The following is a 14,420-nucleotide window of genomic DNA, read 5'->3' on the forward strand; positions in this document are numbered from 1 at the left end:
GGGTTCATGCCGAGGTCTGTTCGGCCGGCCGCTCGCCGTAGATGAACAGCGGCTGGGCGCGGCTTTCCGCGACCTCCCGGTTCACCACGACCTCCTCGACAGCTTCCAGCCCGGGCAGGTCGAACATGGTCGACAGCAGGATGGCTTCCATGATGGAGCGCAGGCCGCGCGCGCCGGTCTTGCGCTGAATGGCACGGGTGGCCACCGCCTTCAGCGCGTCCTCGGTGAAGGTGAGCTTCGCCCCCTCCATCTCGAACAGCCGGGCGTACTGCTTGACCAGGGCGTTCTTCGGCTTGGTCAGGATCTCGATCAGCGCCTTCTCGTCCAGGTCGTCGAGCGTCGCGACGACCGGCAGGCGGCCGATGAATTCCGGGATCAGGCCGAACTTCAGCAGGTCCTCGGGCTCGACCTCCTTGAGGATGGCGCCGGTGCGGCGTTCATCCGGGTCGCGCACCTCGGCGCCGAAGCCCATGCCTGAGCCCTTGCCGCGCGCGCCGATGATCCGTTCCAGCCCGGCGAAGGCGCCGCCGCAGATGAACAGGATGTTGGAGGTATCCACCTGCAGGAATTCCTGCTGCGGATGCTTCCGCCCACCCTGCGGCGGCACGGAGGCGACGGTGCCCTCCATGATCTTCAGCAGCGCCTGCTGGACGCCCTCCCCGCTCACGTCGCGGGTGATCGAGGGGTTGTCCGACTTGCGGCTGATCTTGTCGACCTCGTCGATGTAGACGATGCCGCGCTGGGCGCGCTCCACGTTGTAGTCCGCGGCCTGCAGCAGCTTGAGGATGATGTTCTCGACATCCTCGCCGACATAGCCGGCCTCGGTCAGCGTGGTCGCATCCGCCATGGTGAAGGGCACGTCGAGGATGCGCGCGAGCGTCTGCGCGAGCAGCGTCTTGCCCGACCCGGTCGGCCCCACCAGCAGGATGTTCGACTTGGCGATCTCGATGTCCGGGTTCTTTCCCCCGTGCGCCAGCCGCTTGTAGTGGTTGTGGACGGCGACGGAGAGCACCTTCTTCGCGTGGTCCTGGCCGATCACGTAGTCGTCCAGGACCTTGCAGATCTCCTTGGGCGTCGGGACGCCGTCGCGCGACTTCACGAGGTGCGTCTTGTGCTCCTCGCGGATGATGTCCATGCAGAGTTCGACGCACTCGTCGCAGATGAAGACCGTCGGCCCGGCGATGAGCTTCCGGACCTCGTGCTGCGACTTGCCGCAGAACGAGCAGTAGAGGGTGTTCTTGGAATCGCCGGACTTGCTCATGCGGTCTCCGTGTTCCCCGGAAGTGCGGGAAACTGCAACAAGAATGTAGCCCCCGAAGGCCCCGGGGAAAAGCGAAAGCCGCCCCGGAGGGCGGGCCCCGTCAAGTCTTTGCCGCCTCCGCGGCCGGCACCGGGCGCTGTTCGACGACGTGGTCGACCAGGCCGAAATCGCGGGCCTCCTCGGCCGACATGTAGCTGTCGCGGTCGAGCTTGCGCTCGATCGCCTCGATCGGCTGGGCGGTGTGCTTGACGTAGATCTCGTTCAGCCGCTGGCGCAGCTTCAGGATCTCGCGGGCCTGGATCTCGATGTCGGCCGCCTGGCCCTGGGCGCCGCCGGAGGGCTGGTGGACCATGATCCGGCTGTTGGGCAGCGCGTAGCGCTTCCCATTGGCCCCGGCACAGAGCAGCAGCGACCCCATCGAGGCCGCCTGCCCGATGCAGACCGTGGAAACCGGGGAACGGATGTACTGCATGGTGTCGTACATCGCGAGCCCGGCCGATACCACGCCGCCTGGAGAATTGATGTAGAAGGCGATGTCCTTCGAAGGGTTCTCGCTTTCCAGGAACAGCAGCTGGGCGCAGATCAGCGAAGAAACCTGATCGAAGACAGGACCGGTGAGGAAGATGATCCGTTCCTTGAGCAGGCGCGAATAGATGTCGAATGCCCGTTCGCCCCGTGCCGTCTGCTCGACGACCATCGGCACCAGGGTGTTGTTGTAGACTTCGACCGGGTCACGATCCCGAAACATGGCGCGTCCTTTCGTCCCGACGGTGCCGAATCAGCCCGCCGTCTTCATGGCGAATGTGGGGCATCCCCCGCGGCCGGGAAAGACCCGCCCGGCGATCCTTCCGGCCCCGCGTCAGACCGGCACCTCGATCCGCATCCCGTCGAAGCCCGGTTCCACTTCCGGCGGCAGGTTGGCGCGCAGCCAGTCATGGTCGAGGTCCGGGCTCATATGCGTCAGCACCGTCCGCCGCGGCCGCAGGCGCCCCACCCAGTCCAGGACCTGGTCCAGGTTGGCGTGCACCTTGTGCGGCCGCCGCTGGAAGCATCCCACGATCCAGGTATCCAGGCCGTGAAGCTGCGCCAGGCTCTCCTCCGGCAGATGCACGAGGTCCGTCGAATAGGCGAAGCCATCGATCCTGAAGCCGAGCGTATCCATCACCGCATGATCCTGGCGGAAGGTCTGCACCCGGTGCCCGGCCATGGTCGCGGCATCCCCGGCACGCAGCGGCATCGGTTCCACTGCCGGCCGGTAGAAGATCGGCCCGGTCGAGGGCAGGAAGGCATAGTCGAAGCGCTGCTTCAGGATGGTCAGCGTCCGTTCCGTCCCGAAGGCCTCGAGCGGCCGCCCGGCGATGCGGTTGAGGATCCGCACCTCGTCCATGCCCATGATATGGTCGGCATGGTCGTGGGTATAGAGGATCGCGTCCACGGTGGGTACGCCGCAGGCGAGCATCTGCGCCCGCAGATCGGGGCCGGTGTCCACCAGCAGCCGCCCGCCCCCGCCGCCTTCGACGACGATGGAAGACCGGGTCCGCCGGTTCAGCGGGTTCGCGGGATCGCAGGCGCCCCACCAGCCGCGCCCGTCCTCGCCCCCGATCTGAGGAACGCCGCCGGACCCGCCGCAGCCGAGAATGGTGACGGTCAGCCCCATGAGGATCCTTGGCCCACCCGGCCGGGTGCCCGTGCCATGGCCGCGATCGCGGCATGGACGGCCTGGTCCTCCAGCGCAAGCCGCGCCGGCAGGCCGGTCCGGAACCAGGCCATGTTGTGTTCCAGCAGGGGGCGCATCTCCCGCAGCATCGCGGCCAGTTCCGACGCGGGCATGGCCATCAATCGATCGAACTCGGCGAGCACGGCATCCATCCGCAGGGCGGGATCCTCGATCGAATCGTAGTCTTCCCGAAGATACGGAGCGAAACTCCTGAAACCCAGGTCTCGCAGCAAGGCGAGGGTACCGGGCTGCCCTGCCACCAGCATCGGCTGCCCCACCACCAACGGCTTCAGGGACTTCTCCGTGAACCGCCGGATCGAAGGACCCACGAATTCGGATTCGGTCACCAGGGAGAAGGCGGTATCACGATACCACTCATCCTCCCAGCCGATGATGTAGTCCCTGCCGGGCGTCTCCGGCAGGGTGAGCGGAAGGGCGGGCCGCAGCGCCTGGAAGGCGGCCAGCCGCTCCGCATGCGTCCGCTGCCAGCGGGCAGGAACCCGTCCTTCGGGCGGGGCCCGGTGGGCGGAGACCAATCCCCGCGCGATCGCCCCACAGGCCTGCAGATGCCCGAGCACGACGATCCGATGCGCGGCATAGCGATGGTTGAGGCACAGGAAGCGCGCGGCTGCCTCCTCCCCCGTCCAGTCGAGCGCGGCCGGCGCGCGATCGGCCGGAAGGCGCTGCGCCTGCCGGGCCATGCGGCGCAGCAGCGCATGCAGCGGCCGGACCTGGATCGGGTTGTCGACGCCCTGCTTTGCCGTCCAATCAAGATAATGTACCGCGTAGTTCATGTTCTGCGTCAATTTGATGCAGCGGCCACTGTCCACGCCCGCGGCGGCGAGCATCCTATGCAACTGCCCGGCGAGCTCGGCATCGAAGGCGCGCCCTTCCAGGGTGCTGTCCAGCACCAGGGCCGCCCCGCCCCGCAGCGCCGCCGCCGTCGCCGGATCGGCGAGCGCCTGGGCGAGGTTCGTGGGCAGGCGCTCGGTGAAGCCAGCTTCCACCGCGATGACCTCGGGCCCGTCGGATGCCGCGACCAGCGCATAGAGGTGCGGCAGGCCGGCCGCATGGCCGGTGAAGCCGCCATGGGGGGCACGGGCATGCACCCTGATCGGCCGGTCTTCCGCGGGGCCGGCGCCCAGCCTCACGCCGGGCGCGCCTTCCTGAACAGCCGGTGGAAATTGTCGGTGGTCAGCGCCTCCAGCTCGGCAATTCCCATCCCGCGCACCTCCGCCAGCACCTTGGCCGTGTGCGCCACCATCCCCGGCTCGCAGCGCTTGCCCCGGAAGGGGACGGGCGCGAGGTAGGGTGAATCCGTCTCCACCAGCAGCCTGTCCGCCGGCATGTCGCGGGCGATGTCGCGGATGTCCTGGCTCCTCGGAAAGGTCAGGATGCCCGAGAAGGAGACATATCCGCCCAGTTCCACCGACTTTTCAGCGAGTTCCCGTCCGCTGCTGAAGCAATGCAGGAGGAAGTCGAAATCACCCCCCTGCTCCCGCTCCTGCCGCAGGATGGCGAGGATGTCCTCATCCGCCTGCCGCGCATGGATGGCGAGCGGCAGCCCGGCCAGCCGGGCGGCGCGTATGTGGCGGCGGAAATTCTCCGCCTGCGCATCGCGCGGTGCCTTGTCATAGAAGTAGTCGAGGCCGCTCTCGCCGATGCCGATGATGCGCGGATGGTCGGCCTCGGCCGCGATCTCCTCCGGCGTGGGCAGCGGACCCTCCCCGGCATTGTGCGGGTGGATGCCGACCGTGCCCCAGACCTCGGGGAAGCGCTCGGTCAGTTCCTTGACCTTGGCGGCCTGGGACATGCGGACGCCGATGGTGACCAAGCGGCCCACCCCGGCCTCCCTGGCGCGGGCGATCACCTGCTCGATCTCGGCCTCGACATAGTAGTCGAGGTGGCAATGGCTATCGACGAGCATCGGTCTCAGGCGGCCTTCGTCTCGATCTTGCGGAACAGCGGCGCCGGCGGCGGCAGGGGCGTGCCCCCCGGCAGCGGCGCCTCCAGCGCGGCGATGTCGCGCGCCTCGGCCGGCACCGCGAGCTGGTCGAGCAGCGCCGACATGGTTTCCGGCATGAAGGGCTGCAACAGCGTCGCCTGGCAGCGCAGGGCGGTGTGCAGGTGCCGCAGCACCGCGGCCATCCGCACCGGATCGGTCTTCTTCAGCGCCCAGGGGGCCTCCTGGGTGATGTAACCATTAGCGTCCCGCACCGAGGCCATGATCGCCTCCAGCGCCAGGTGGAATTCCTGGCGGTCCAGCCGGTCCCGCACCTGGCCCGGCAGGGCCTGCACGCCGGCCAGCAGCGCGCCGCCGACCGCGGCATCGCCTTCGGCCGGCAGCTTCCCCTCGCAGTTCCGCTGGATCAGCGAGAGGGTCCGGTTGGCGAGGTTCCCCAGCGCATCCGCCAGTTCCCCGTTCAGCCGGTTGATCAGGGCCTTGCGGGAAAAGTCTCCGTCCTGTCCGAAGGGCACTTCCCGCAGCAGGAAGTAGCGCACGGGGTCGAGCCCGTACTCCTCCACCAGCGTCACCGGATCGATCACATTGCCCAGCGACTTGCTGATCTTCTGGCCCTCGTTCGTCCACCAGCCATGGGCGAAGACGCGCTTCGCCGCCGGCAGCCCCGCCGCGAGCAGCATCGCCGGCCAGTAGATCGTGTGGAAGCGGACGATGTCCTTGCCCACGAAATGCACATCCGCCGGCCAGAAGGCCCAGCGCGGGTTCGACGTGTCGGGATAGCCCGCGGCCGTGATGTAGTTCGTCAGGGCGTCGACCCAGACATACATCACGTGCTTCTCGTCCCCCGGCACCTTCACCCCCCAGGTGAAGGAGGTGCGCGAGACGGAAAGATCGAGCTTCGGGGATCCTTCGCCGAATTCCCTGAGACCCTGCGCGACGAAGGCGCGGACCTCGTTGCGGCGGCTTTCCGGCTCGATGTCGATGCGCTCCGGATGCCCTTCCGGCAGGTCGTAGCGGCGCAGCAGTTCCGGCAGCCACTTCGACAGGCGGAAGAAGTAGGAGGGTTCCTTCACCCACTCCACCGGTGCACCGGTCGGTGCATACCTCACGCCGTCGCGTTCGGTCAGCTCGTCCGGGCCGTAGAATGCTTCATCGCGAACCGCGTACCAGCCTTCGTAGTCACCGAGGTAGATCTCGCCGCGCTCCGCCAGCACCTTCCACAGCGCGACGCAGGCCGCCTTGTGGCGCGGCTCGGTCGTGCGGATGAAGTCGTCGTTGGAGAAGCCCATCGTGACGGTCAGGTCGCGGAAGGCCTGGCTGACGCGGTCGGTGAAGGCCTGCGGGTCCTCCCCCGCGTCCTTCGCCGCCTTCTCCACCTTCTGTCCGTGCTCGTCCGTGCCGGTCAGGAAGAAGACCTCGTGCCCGTCCAGCCGCCTGAAGCGCGCCAGCACATCGGTCGCGAGCGAGGTGTAGGCATGCCCGATATGGGGCTTGTCGTTGACGTAGTAGATCGGGGTCGTGAGGTAGGTTCTGGGCTTCGCCATCGCTGTCCGGTCCGGACCGGAGAGCTTCCGCTCTGCCCCTGCAGGCCGGCGCCGCTCCGGAACATTGTCTTGTCGCGCTTCCCTGGTCGTCAGGCGCGCCCGCCCGACCCGAAAACGCTCCGCAGCGCTCCGCTCAGGGTCGCGCGAGCCAGGAAAGGCCCGTCAGCACGGCCTGCTTGCGGTCGAGATTCAACCGCTCGGTGTCGTCCGCGAGGTGGCCGAGCCTATCCCACAGCGCGGCCCACACGGCAAGCGGATGGCGGGCGAGCCAGGGCGGCGCCGGCCTGCCGCGCGCGGCCTCGCGCAGCGCCGCGGCGATCGCCCCCCGCAACAGCCCCATGAAGATGCCGAAGGCGCCCCCCGTGCGGTCGAAGGCAAGCCGGTCGGCCAGTGCATGGTCACGCGGCGGCTCGGGCATCTGCAGCGCGTCAAGCGTCGTCTCCACCATCGCCTGCAGTTCGAGGCCGCCGGCCTCGACCAGCGCCACCGCGCGCCCCGGCGAGCCCTGCGCCACCGTCGCCAGCCGCTCGCGCTCGCCCCTCGGCATGTCGGGCAGCAACCGGGCGAGCAGTTGCGCCATCTCCGCCGGTGGCAGCGGGTTGAGGTCGAGCCGCCGGCAGCGGCTCCGAATCGTCGGCAGCAACCGCTGCGGCGCCGAGCAGACCACCAGCAGCACCGTCTTCGGCGGTGGTTCCTCCAGCGTCTTGAGCAGCGTGTTCTGCACCGCCGCCTGGTCGGCGCGCTCCGCCTCGTCCAGCACGACCACGCGCCAGCCGCCCTCGGCGGCGGTCTGGGTCAGGAAGCGCACGGCCTCCCGCGCATCCTCGACGCGCAGGATGCGCTTGGTGCCGCGCTCGCCGGTGTTCGGTTCGAGCGTGAAGCAGTCGGCATGGGTGTCGGCGGCGACGCGGCGGAAGACAGCGCTCGACGGGTCCACGAAGAGCGGCGGGGCGCCCGCCGGCATCCCTGCCAGCAGCCAGCGCGCGAAGCGCCATGCGAGCGTCGCCTTGCCGATGCCGGGCGGGCCGCAGAACAGCCAGGCATGATGCAGGCGGCCGGACCGGGCGGCGGCCTCCAGGGTGCGGGCAGCGTCCTCGTGGCCGACGAGATCAGGGTTGGCGCGCGGTTCCGGCGCGGTCATGGCATGACCGGGATGGCTGGCGCGCCGGTCCTCGATGAAGGCCGCAGGGGCCTTGCCCCTCCGCACCACCCCACCAAAGGCCGGAAGGCCTCTGGGAACCATGACCTGGCGCCGGACGGGAAGGCCATTCCGGACCGGCACGGCCCGCGTCGTGCGCGGGGGCGGGCTTCGACGCTCCTTCCGACCCTGCCGCGCGGTGCCAGGTGACGGTTCCCAAAGGCCTTTCGGCCTTTGGCGGGGTGGCTTGGAGGGGCAGAGCCCCTCCAATACCCTCGCCGATCGCCGAGCCGACGCAGCGCCGCCCCTCCTCGCAACCGCCGCACCATCACAGCCTTGCCCCGACGCGCTCGCGCAGCAGCCCGACCATGTCGTCAAACACCACATCCGCCGCGCGCGACGCGTCCACCACCGCGCAACGCGCGGGCTCGGCGGCCGCGATCGCCAGGAAGCCCTCGCGGACGCGCGCATGGAACGCCTCGTCCATCCGCTCGTAGCGATCGGCGCCGCTGCGTGCCGCCGCGCGCGCCATCCCCGCCGCCACCGGCAGGTCCAGCACCAGCGTCACGTCCGGCGCGAATCCTTCGAGCGCCACCTCCGCCAGCCGCGCCCAGACCTCGCGCTTCAGACCCTGCGCGCCCTGGTAGGCGAGCGTCGAATCCGCGAAGCGGTCGCACACCACCCAGCCGCCGGATTCGAGGAACGGCCGGATCGTGCCGACCAGGTGTTCCCGCCGCGCGGCGAAATGCAGCATCGCCTCCGCCACGCTGTCCCACGGCCCATGGCCGAGCAGCAGGTCGCGAATGCGCTCGGCCCCCGGGGTGCCGCCCGGCTCGCGGGTGCGCAGCACCGGCAGGCCCGCCGCCGCCAGCGCCGCGGCCAGCCGCTTCGCCTGGGTGGACTTCCCCGCCCCCTCCCCGCCTTCGAGGGTGATGAACCTGCCGCGTTGCGTCATGCCGCGAGGATCGCCCGCTCCGCCTCCGGACGGAAGCCGCCACTCAGGAGCCGAAGACCCAGCGCCCGACCACCGCGGGGATGCGGGAGACGATACCGAGCCGCTCGACATCCGCCCCGGCCATGAGCGGTATGGTCATCTCCGGCACGCCCTGCCCGCCCACCAGCATTTCGCCGATCTGCTGGCCGCGCGCCACCGGCGCGGTCAGCGGCGACTGGTAGCGCAGCCGCACCTGGAGGTTGCGCCGCCACTGGCGCGGCAGGGTCAGCACCAGGTCGCGCCCGCCGACCATCGGCACCTTCGACCGCTCGCCGAGATAGACCGGCACGTCCTCGATCGTGTCCTGGGCACGGAACAGCACCACCGCCTCGAACTCGCGGAAGGCCCATTCCATCAGGCGCTCGCTCTCCTCGGCACGGGCGCGCATGGAGGTGAGCCCGTTGACCACCAGGATGACGCGGCGGTCGCCGCGCCTGGCGCTGCCGGTCAGGCCGTAGCCCGCTTCCTCCGTGTGGCCGGTCTTGAGCCCATCGGCCCCGGCAACGCGCGCCAGCAGCGGGTTGCGGTTCTCCTGGGTGATGTTGTTGAAGCGGAAGGAGCGCTCGTTGTAGTAGCTGTAGTAGTCGGGGAAATCGGTGATGATGCGCCGCGCGAGGATCCCGAGGTCGCGCGCGGTCATCCGGTGCTCGGGGTCCGGCCATCCGGTCGCGTTGCGGAACGTGCTGTTCTGCAGGCCGATCCGCCGCCCGGTTTCGTTCAGCAATTCTGCGAACTGGGTCTCGCTGCCGCTGATCGCCTCGGCGAGCACGATGCAGGCGTCGTTGCCCGACTGCACGATGACGCCGCGGATCAGGTCCTCGACCCGGATCTGGGACCCGAGGTCGACGAACATCTTGGAGCCGCCCATGCGCCAGGCGCGCTCGCTCACCGGCAGCGACTGGTCGAGCTGCAGCCGCCCGGCCTTCAACTGCTCGAAGACCACGTACATGGTCATCAGCTTGGACATGGAGGAAGGCGGCATCCGCTCGTCCGCGTTCTTCTCGAGCAGCACCGCGCCGGTGGCGAAGTCGATGACCAGCGCCTGCCGCGCCGCCACGTCGAGCGGGCCGAGCGGCGTATCGGCCGGCGCGCCGGGCGGGCGCGCTGGGGCGGCCGGCCGGCGCGGCTGGCGTTGTGCCAGAGCGGGGGCCGGCAGCGCCGGCGCCAGCACCGCCACGACGGCGCCACCCAGCAGGGCTCGGCGATCGGTCATGTCCGCAACTCCCTCGAATCGGCGGCCATGTCAGTCCACCAGGATGCGCGCACCGGATACGCCGGCGGCCAGAGTCCGCTCAAGCGCGGCGTCGGCCGAAGCAGCATCGGCGAAGGGACCGAGGCGCACGCGGTACTGCTGGTCCCGCCGCGGCCCGAAGGCCTCGACCCGCGCCCCCGGCACCCGGGCCGCCAGCCGCGCCGCAGCATCGGGGCGGGAGAGCGTGCCGGCCTCGACGTACAGCCGCCCGGGATGGGGGGCGCCCTGGGTCACCGTTTCGGGCAACGCGAGGTCGGCAGCGGCGACGGGCGTCACCTCCGCCGCGGCCTGGCGCACCGGGACCGCGGCGGCCACCGTGCCGGCCGCACGGGCGCCGGGCGGCGGAGCCAGGCTCTCGCTCGCCACCGCGGCGCGCGGCGCCGTCTCGATCGGAACCGTCGTCGCCGCGCGGCCGGGCACCGCCTCGGACAGCGCGCGGCTGCGGTCGCCATCCACCGCGACGCGCACCTGTGCCGTGCCGCCCTCCGGCACGCCGAGCAGCGCCGCGGCGCGGGACGAGAGCCCGATCACCCGTCCGGGCTGGACGGGTCCGCGATCGTTCACCCGCACCGCGAGCGACCGCCCGTTCTCGAGGTTGGTCACCAGCACCACCGCGGGCAGTTGCAGCGTGCGGTGGGCGGCGAGCGCGCGACCGTCGCTCCAGGCTTCGCCGTTCGCCGTCTGGCCGCCCCAGCCCGGCCCCGCATGCCGCGCGGCGAGCCCGGTCTCGACCAGCGAAAAATCCTCGCGCGGGTAGGACCAGACGCCGCCCATGCGATAGGGCTCGCCGACCGTGTAGCGCGCGGCCCCGCCCCCGCAGCCTGCCAGCAGCAGCGCGAGGAGGAATGCGGCCCCCCTCACCCCACCCGGTCCGACAGCAGCCCGACCGCAAGGCCGTAGTTCACCGGCGAGTTGTAGCGGCGGATGACGCGCAGGTTGTGATGGCCGAGGAAGACCTGGCCGCTGCCCCGGCTCGGCAGGACGATGCTCGCCTCCGGCCCGTCGGCCGGCAGCGGGTTGCCGTTGGCGTCGCGGAAGCCCATGCGGGCGAAGTCGCGCAGCGGGCGGCGGCTTTCGGTGTCGGCGCCGGAGAGGCTGAAGCCCGGCGGCGGGCGCACTTCCCGCCCCCAGGGCTCGCCGTCCCGCCAGCCGTTGCGCTGGAAATAGTGGGCGATGGAGCCGAGCGCATCGGCCCGGCTGTCCCAGATGTCACGCCGCCCGTCGCCGTCGAAATCCACCGCCAGCCGCTCGAAGTTGGAGGGCATGAATTGCGGCTGCCCCATCGCGCCGGCCCAGGACCCGCGCATGCGATCGGGGCGGATGTGCCCGTCCTCGAGGATCTTCAGCGCGGCGAAGAGCTCGTTGCGGAAATAGGAGGCGCGGCGGCCCTCCCAGGCCAGCGTCGCCAGCGCCTCGACCACGCCGAAGCCGCCGGTATTGCCGCCGAAATTGGTCTCCACGCCCCAGATCGCGACGATGACGCGGGGCGAGACGCGGTAGCGGCCCTCGATCCGGCGCAGCAGCTCGGCATTCTCGCGATAGAGCCGCTGGCCGTTCTGGATCCGCGTCGGCGTCACCATGATGCGGTCGCGGTAATCCTCCCAGGGCAGGCCGCCTTCCGCCTGGCGCCGGTCGAGCTCGATGACGCGGGAGTTGGGCCGTACGCCCGCGAAGGCGGCGGCCAGGGTGGTCTGGGAGACGCCGCGGCGGCGCGCCTCGGTCTTCACCCCTTCCACGAAGCGGTCGAAGGGGACGGAGGAGACCGGTTCCACCATCGGCGCCGGTTCGGGTGCCGGGGCGGTCGCGACCGGCGCGGCCGGCGGATTGGCGGCGGCGCAGCCGGCGAGCGGCGCAGCGGCGAGGAAGAGGCGGCGCGGGATCATGGGCGGTGGGTGCCATGCGCGCGGGGCGGATGCAAACGGCAGATGCATGCCTTGGCGCCTTCGTCCGGGATGTTAAGGTCCGTCGCATACCCGGAGGAACAACGCCATGGCCGCCGTCACGCGCGAACTCGCCGCCTTCACCGCCGCGATCCGCCTCGAATCCCTGCCCTCCGAAGTGCAGGAACGGACCCGTTTCCTGGTGCTCGACCTGGTCGGCAACATGCTGCGCGGACGTCACGATGCCGAGAGCACGGCGCCGCTGCTCGCCGCGGTGCGGGCCCTGGGCCTCGCGGCCGGCTCCGCCGCGGTGTTCGGCGATTCGGCCCGCTACACCCCGGCCGGGGCCGCGCTGGTCAATGGCACCACGGCGCATTCGCTCGACTTCGACGATACCCACGCGGCAGGCACGCTGCATCCCGGCGCGCCGGTCATTCCGGCCGCGCTCGCCGCCGCCGAGATGGTCGGCGCGGATGGCCGCACCGTGCTGGCGGCGATCGTCGCGGGCTATGAGGTGACCTGCCGGCTCGCCCTCTCCCTGCCCGGCGGCGACCACTACGAGCGCGGCTACCACCCGACCGCGACCTGCGGCGCCTTCGGCGCGGCGGCGGCGGCGGCGCGGGTCTTCGGGCTTTCGGCGGCGCAGGTCGAGGACGCCTTCGGCATCGCCCTGTCCCAGGCGGCGGGCAGCCTCCAGTTCCTCAACAACGGCGCATGGACGAAGCGCTTCCAGGTCGGCTGGTCGGCGCTGAACGGGCTGACCGCCGCCTCGCTCGCGCGCGAGGGCTTCCGCGGCGCCGGCGAGGCGCTGGAAGGCCGCGCCGGCTTCCTGCGCGCCTATGCCCCCAATCCGAAGCCCGAGCGCGCGCTGCAGGATCTCGGCACGGCATGGGAGCTGATGGAGACGGCGGTGAAGCCCTATCCGTCCTGCCGCTACGGCCACGCCAACGTGGACGCGGCGCTGGCGCTGCGCGCCGAGCTCGGCCTGAAGACCGAGGAGATCGAGTCCGTGACCATGGGCCTGCCCAACAAGGGCATGCTGCTGGTGGGCGCGCCGACGCAGTACAAGCAGAACCCGCAGAACATCGTGGACGGCCAGTTCAGCGGCCCCTTCGTGGTGGCCTGCGCCCTGGCGCGCGGGCATTTCGGCTGGGACAGCTACGCCTGGCTGCAGGATGCCGACCTGCGCGGGCTGATGAAGAAGATCCTGCCGCAGGAGGATGCCGAGGTGGAGGCCGACTTCCCCGCCTTCATGTCCGGCAAGCTGACGGTGAAGGCGCGCGGCCAGACCTTCGTGAAGAAGGTGAACATCCCGAAGGGCGAGCCGGCGAACTTCCTGACCGAGGCGGAGCTGCGCGCGAAGTTCCATGGCCTCGCCGATGCGGTGCTCGGGGCGGATCGCGCGAGACAACTTGCCGATGCGGTGCTGAACCTCGACAAGGCCGCGGACGTGCATGGCATGCTGCGGCTCGGCGCGCCGATGATGGCGGCACGCCTCGCCGGCGAGTAAGGGGTAAGGGGGAGCGCCCGGCCGGAGGGGAGCAACTCCGGCCGCCCGGGTTGCCGGGAGGTCCGGAGCGGCGATCCTGATGCCCCGCTTGCGGGCCAGGACCGCACGCCCAGGGCACGTGGAGCGGTGGCCGAGTGGTTGAAGGCACCAGTCTTGAAAACTGGCGAACTCGCAAGGGTTTCGTGGGTTCGAATCCCACCCGCTCCGCCATTTTAGCTAGCGAAATCACCGGATTGGACCGAGGTCGCTCGGCCATTCCCACGGTAGTTCCCACATTCGATGCGAGGTGGGGCACGGTCACGTCCGAAGGCAGGCCCCTGCCCTTCGGGCAAGGCTTGCGGCACCATCCTCCCTCCCCCCCCCCCGTTACACGTTGCGTCTTGACCGTGACCAAGCGCCTGAAAGCCCCGGTGGAGCCGGCCGTCCTCGCATGGTGACGGAAGACCACTCCCGCACAGATCGCAGCCACATGCAGCCGGTCGGGGTTGCGGGGGCCCGGAGCGGGTGATGCCGCTGCGCCAGCCACGCGAAGCGGCAGGCGCCGTGCAGGGCTCCCCGGGCATGCACGGCTGGATTCGCCGGCCGCGCTCGGACGGCGGCTCACGGTCCGTCCTATTGCCGCCCTCGCGGAGGAACGCCGGTGCAATACCGCGTACGGCGAGATCGGAATGCTATGCGTAGAACGCCAGCTCAGACCGTCAGGACGCATTGCTGGAAGCCGGTGAACCGACCTCGGCGGCCGGTTTCGGCCGGATCAGCCGCCGCGGCATCGGCTTGTGGCGGGGTATAGACTCGCACGGGTTTGGCGCTCGTCCGGATGCGCGGTGGCCGGAGCCTCAAATCCGGACGCCTGTGGCCGAACCTCGGCCGTGCCCTGACCGTTGCCGCATTCGGGCCCCTCGCCATTTGCTCGCGCGTGCCATGGCGGTGCCGCCCGGCGCCGCATCGCGGCGGGAGCGGCGCGGAGACCTTGGCGCCCGGCTCGCCCTGGCGGCGAGCGCGCCGATGCGAGTGGCAGTCGAGATGCGCGCGTCTCGGCAGGACGGCTGGGGATGCTCTGCGCTGGCGTAAGGACTCGGGGGGTCAGATGGCGGCACGCTGAAGTTGGAGTTGACCCGGTTTCGCGGACACCCCGAGGCTTGAGACGGAGGTGTCCAAGAT

Annotated in this window: 12 protein-coding genes and 1 tRNA gene; 2 read left to right on the forward strand and 11 right to left on the reverse strand. The window is 70.5% G+C overall.

All coding sequences use genetic code 11. The features are described from left to right. Nucleotides 1–4: 4 nt before the first annotated feature. The 11 genes from clpX to GXW74_RS01355 form a co-directional block, all read right to left on the reverse strand. Nucleotides 5–1,261 (reverse strand): ATP-dependent Clp protease ATP-binding subunit ClpX, encoded by a 1,257-nt coding sequence (gene clpX, locus GXW74_RS01305; RefSeq protein ID WP_211844456.1) that lies wholly within the window; start codon nt 1,259–1,261, stop codon nt 5–7. A 100-nt stretch (nt 1,262–1,361) separates the two neighbouring features. Further along, on the reverse strand, nt 1,362–2,009 hold the full coding sequence (gene clpP / locus GXW74_RS01310) for an ATP-dependent Clp endopeptidase proteolytic subunit ClpP (RefSeq protein ID WP_211844457.1): 648 nt from the start codon (nt 2,007–2,009) through the stop codon (nt 1,362–1,364). 111 nt (nt 2,010–2,120) lie between these two features. After that, on the reverse strand, nt 2,121–2,912 hold the full coding sequence (locus GXW74_RS01315) for an MBL fold metallo-hydrolase (RefSeq protein ID WP_211844666.1): 792 nt from the start codon (nt 2,910–2,912) through the stop codon (nt 2,121–2,123). Beyond that, nucleotides 2,909–4,129, reverse strand: coding sequence for a hypothetical protein (locus GXW74_RS01320; protein ID WP_211844458.1), 1,221 nt, complete (start codon nt 4,127–4,129; stop codon nt 2,909–2,911). The genes GXW74_RS01315 and GXW74_RS01320 overlap by 4 nt, the downstream gene beginning before the upstream one ends. After that, entirely contained in the window at nt 4,126–4,905 is a 780-nt protein-coding gene (locus GXW74_RS01325; protein ID WP_211844459.1) for a TatD family hydrolase, read from the reverse strand. Before GXW74_RS01325 ends, GXW74_RS01320 begins: the two co-directional genes overlap by 4 nt. A 5-nt stretch (nt 4,906–4,910) precedes the next feature. Further along, a complete protein-coding gene (gene metG / locus GXW74_RS01330; protein ID WP_211844460.1) occupies nt 4,911–6,485 on the reverse strand; it encodes a methionine--tRNA ligase in 1,575 nt (524 codons plus the stop codon). A 133-nt stretch (nt 6,486–6,618) separates the two neighbouring features. Then, complete coding sequence (locus GXW74_RS01335) at nt 6,619–7,626, reverse strand: DNA polymerase III subunit delta' (RefSeq protein ID WP_211844461.1); 1,008 nt, start codon at nt 7,624–7,626, stop codon at nt 6,619–6,621. A 325-nt stretch (nt 7,627–7,951) separates the two neighbouring features. Further along, entirely contained in the window at nt 7,952–8,578 is a 627-nt protein-coding gene (tmk, locus tag GXW74_RS01340; RefSeq protein ID WP_211844462.1) for a dTMP kinase, read from the reverse strand. A gap of 43 nt (nt 8,579–8,621) precedes the next feature. Beyond that, nucleotides 8,622–9,830 carry a D-alanyl-D-alanine carboxypeptidase family protein gene (locus tag GXW74_RS01345; protein WP_211844463.1) on the reverse strand — a complete coding sequence of 403 codons (1,209 nt, stop codon included), beginning with the start codon at nt 9,828–9,830 and terminating at the stop codon, nt 8,622–8,624. Between the two features lie 30 nt (nt 9,831–9,860). After that, nucleotides 9,861–10,730: a septal ring lytic transglycosylase RlpA family protein gene (locus tag GXW74_RS01350; RefSeq protein WP_338148103.1), complete on the reverse strand. Its 870-nt coding sequence runs from the start codon at nt 10,728–10,730 to the stop codon at nt 9,861–9,863. Continuing rightward, nucleotides 10,727–11,752 (reverse strand): lytic murein transglycosylase, encoded by a 1,026-nt coding sequence (locus GXW74_RS01355; RefSeq protein WP_211844464.1) that lies wholly within the window; start codon nt 11,750–11,752, stop codon nt 10,727–10,729. The genes GXW74_RS01350 and GXW74_RS01355 overlap by 4 nt, the downstream gene beginning before the upstream one ends. Nucleotides 11,753–11,858: 106 nt before the next feature. On the opposite strand from GXW74_RS01355, the gene GXW74_RS01360 reads away from it, so the two are divergent. Further along, nucleotides 11,859–13,259: an MmgE/PrpD family protein gene (locus GXW74_RS01360; RefSeq protein ID WP_211844465.1), complete on the forward strand. Its 1,401-nt coding sequence runs from the start codon at nt 11,859–11,861 to the stop codon at nt 13,257–13,259. 120 nt (nt 13,260–13,379) lie between these two features. Continuing rightward, nucleotides 13,380–13,469, forward strand: a tRNA-Ser gene (locus GXW74_RS01365). The last annotated feature ends 951 nt before the right edge of the window (nt 13,470–14,420 follow it).

The organism is Neoroseomonas eburnea (assembly GCF_018129005.1).
In the GTDB taxonomy this organism is placed as follows: Bacteria; Pseudomonadota; Alphaproteobacteria; order Acetobacterales; family Acetobacteraceae; genus Neoroseomonas; species Neoroseomonas eburnea.

Bases quoted from the DNA above. Each gene is read 5' to 3' on its own strand.
- clpX (WP_211844456.1), bottom strand. From the start codon at position 1,261: ATGAGCAAGTCCGGCGATTCCAAGAACACCCTCTACTGCTCGTTCTGC.
- clpP (WP_211844457.1), bottom strand. From the start codon at position 2,009: ATGTTTCGGGATCGTGACCCGGTCGAAGTCTACAACAACACCCTGGTG.
- GXW74_RS01325 (WP_211844459.1), bottom strand. From the start codon at position 4,905: ATGCTCGTCGATAGCCATTGCCACCTCGACTACTATGTCGAGGCCGAG.
- metG (WP_211844460.1), bottom strand. From the start codon at position 6,485: ATGGCGAAGCCCAGAACCTACCTCACGACCCCGATCTACTACGTCAAC.
- GXW74_RS01335 (WP_211844461.1), bottom strand. From the start codon at position 7,626: ATGACCGCGCCGGAACCGCGCGCCAACCCTGATCTCGTCGGCCACGAG.
- tmk (WP_211844462.1), bottom strand. From the start codon at position 8,578: ATGACGCAACGCGGCAGGTTCATCACCCTCGAAGGCGGGGAGGGGGCG.
- GXW74_RS01345 (WP_211844463.1), bottom strand. From the start codon at position 9,830: ATGACCGATCGCCGAGCCCTGCTGGGTGGCGCCGTCGTGGCGGTGCTG.
- GXW74_RS01355 (WP_211844464.1), bottom strand. From the start codon at position 11,752: ATGATCCCGCGCCGCCTCTTCCTCGCCGCTGCGCCGCTCGCCGGCTGC.
- GXW74_RS01360 (WP_211844465.1), top strand. From the start codon at position 11,859: ATGGCCGCCGTCACGCGCGAACTCGCCGCCTTCACCGCCGCGATCCGC.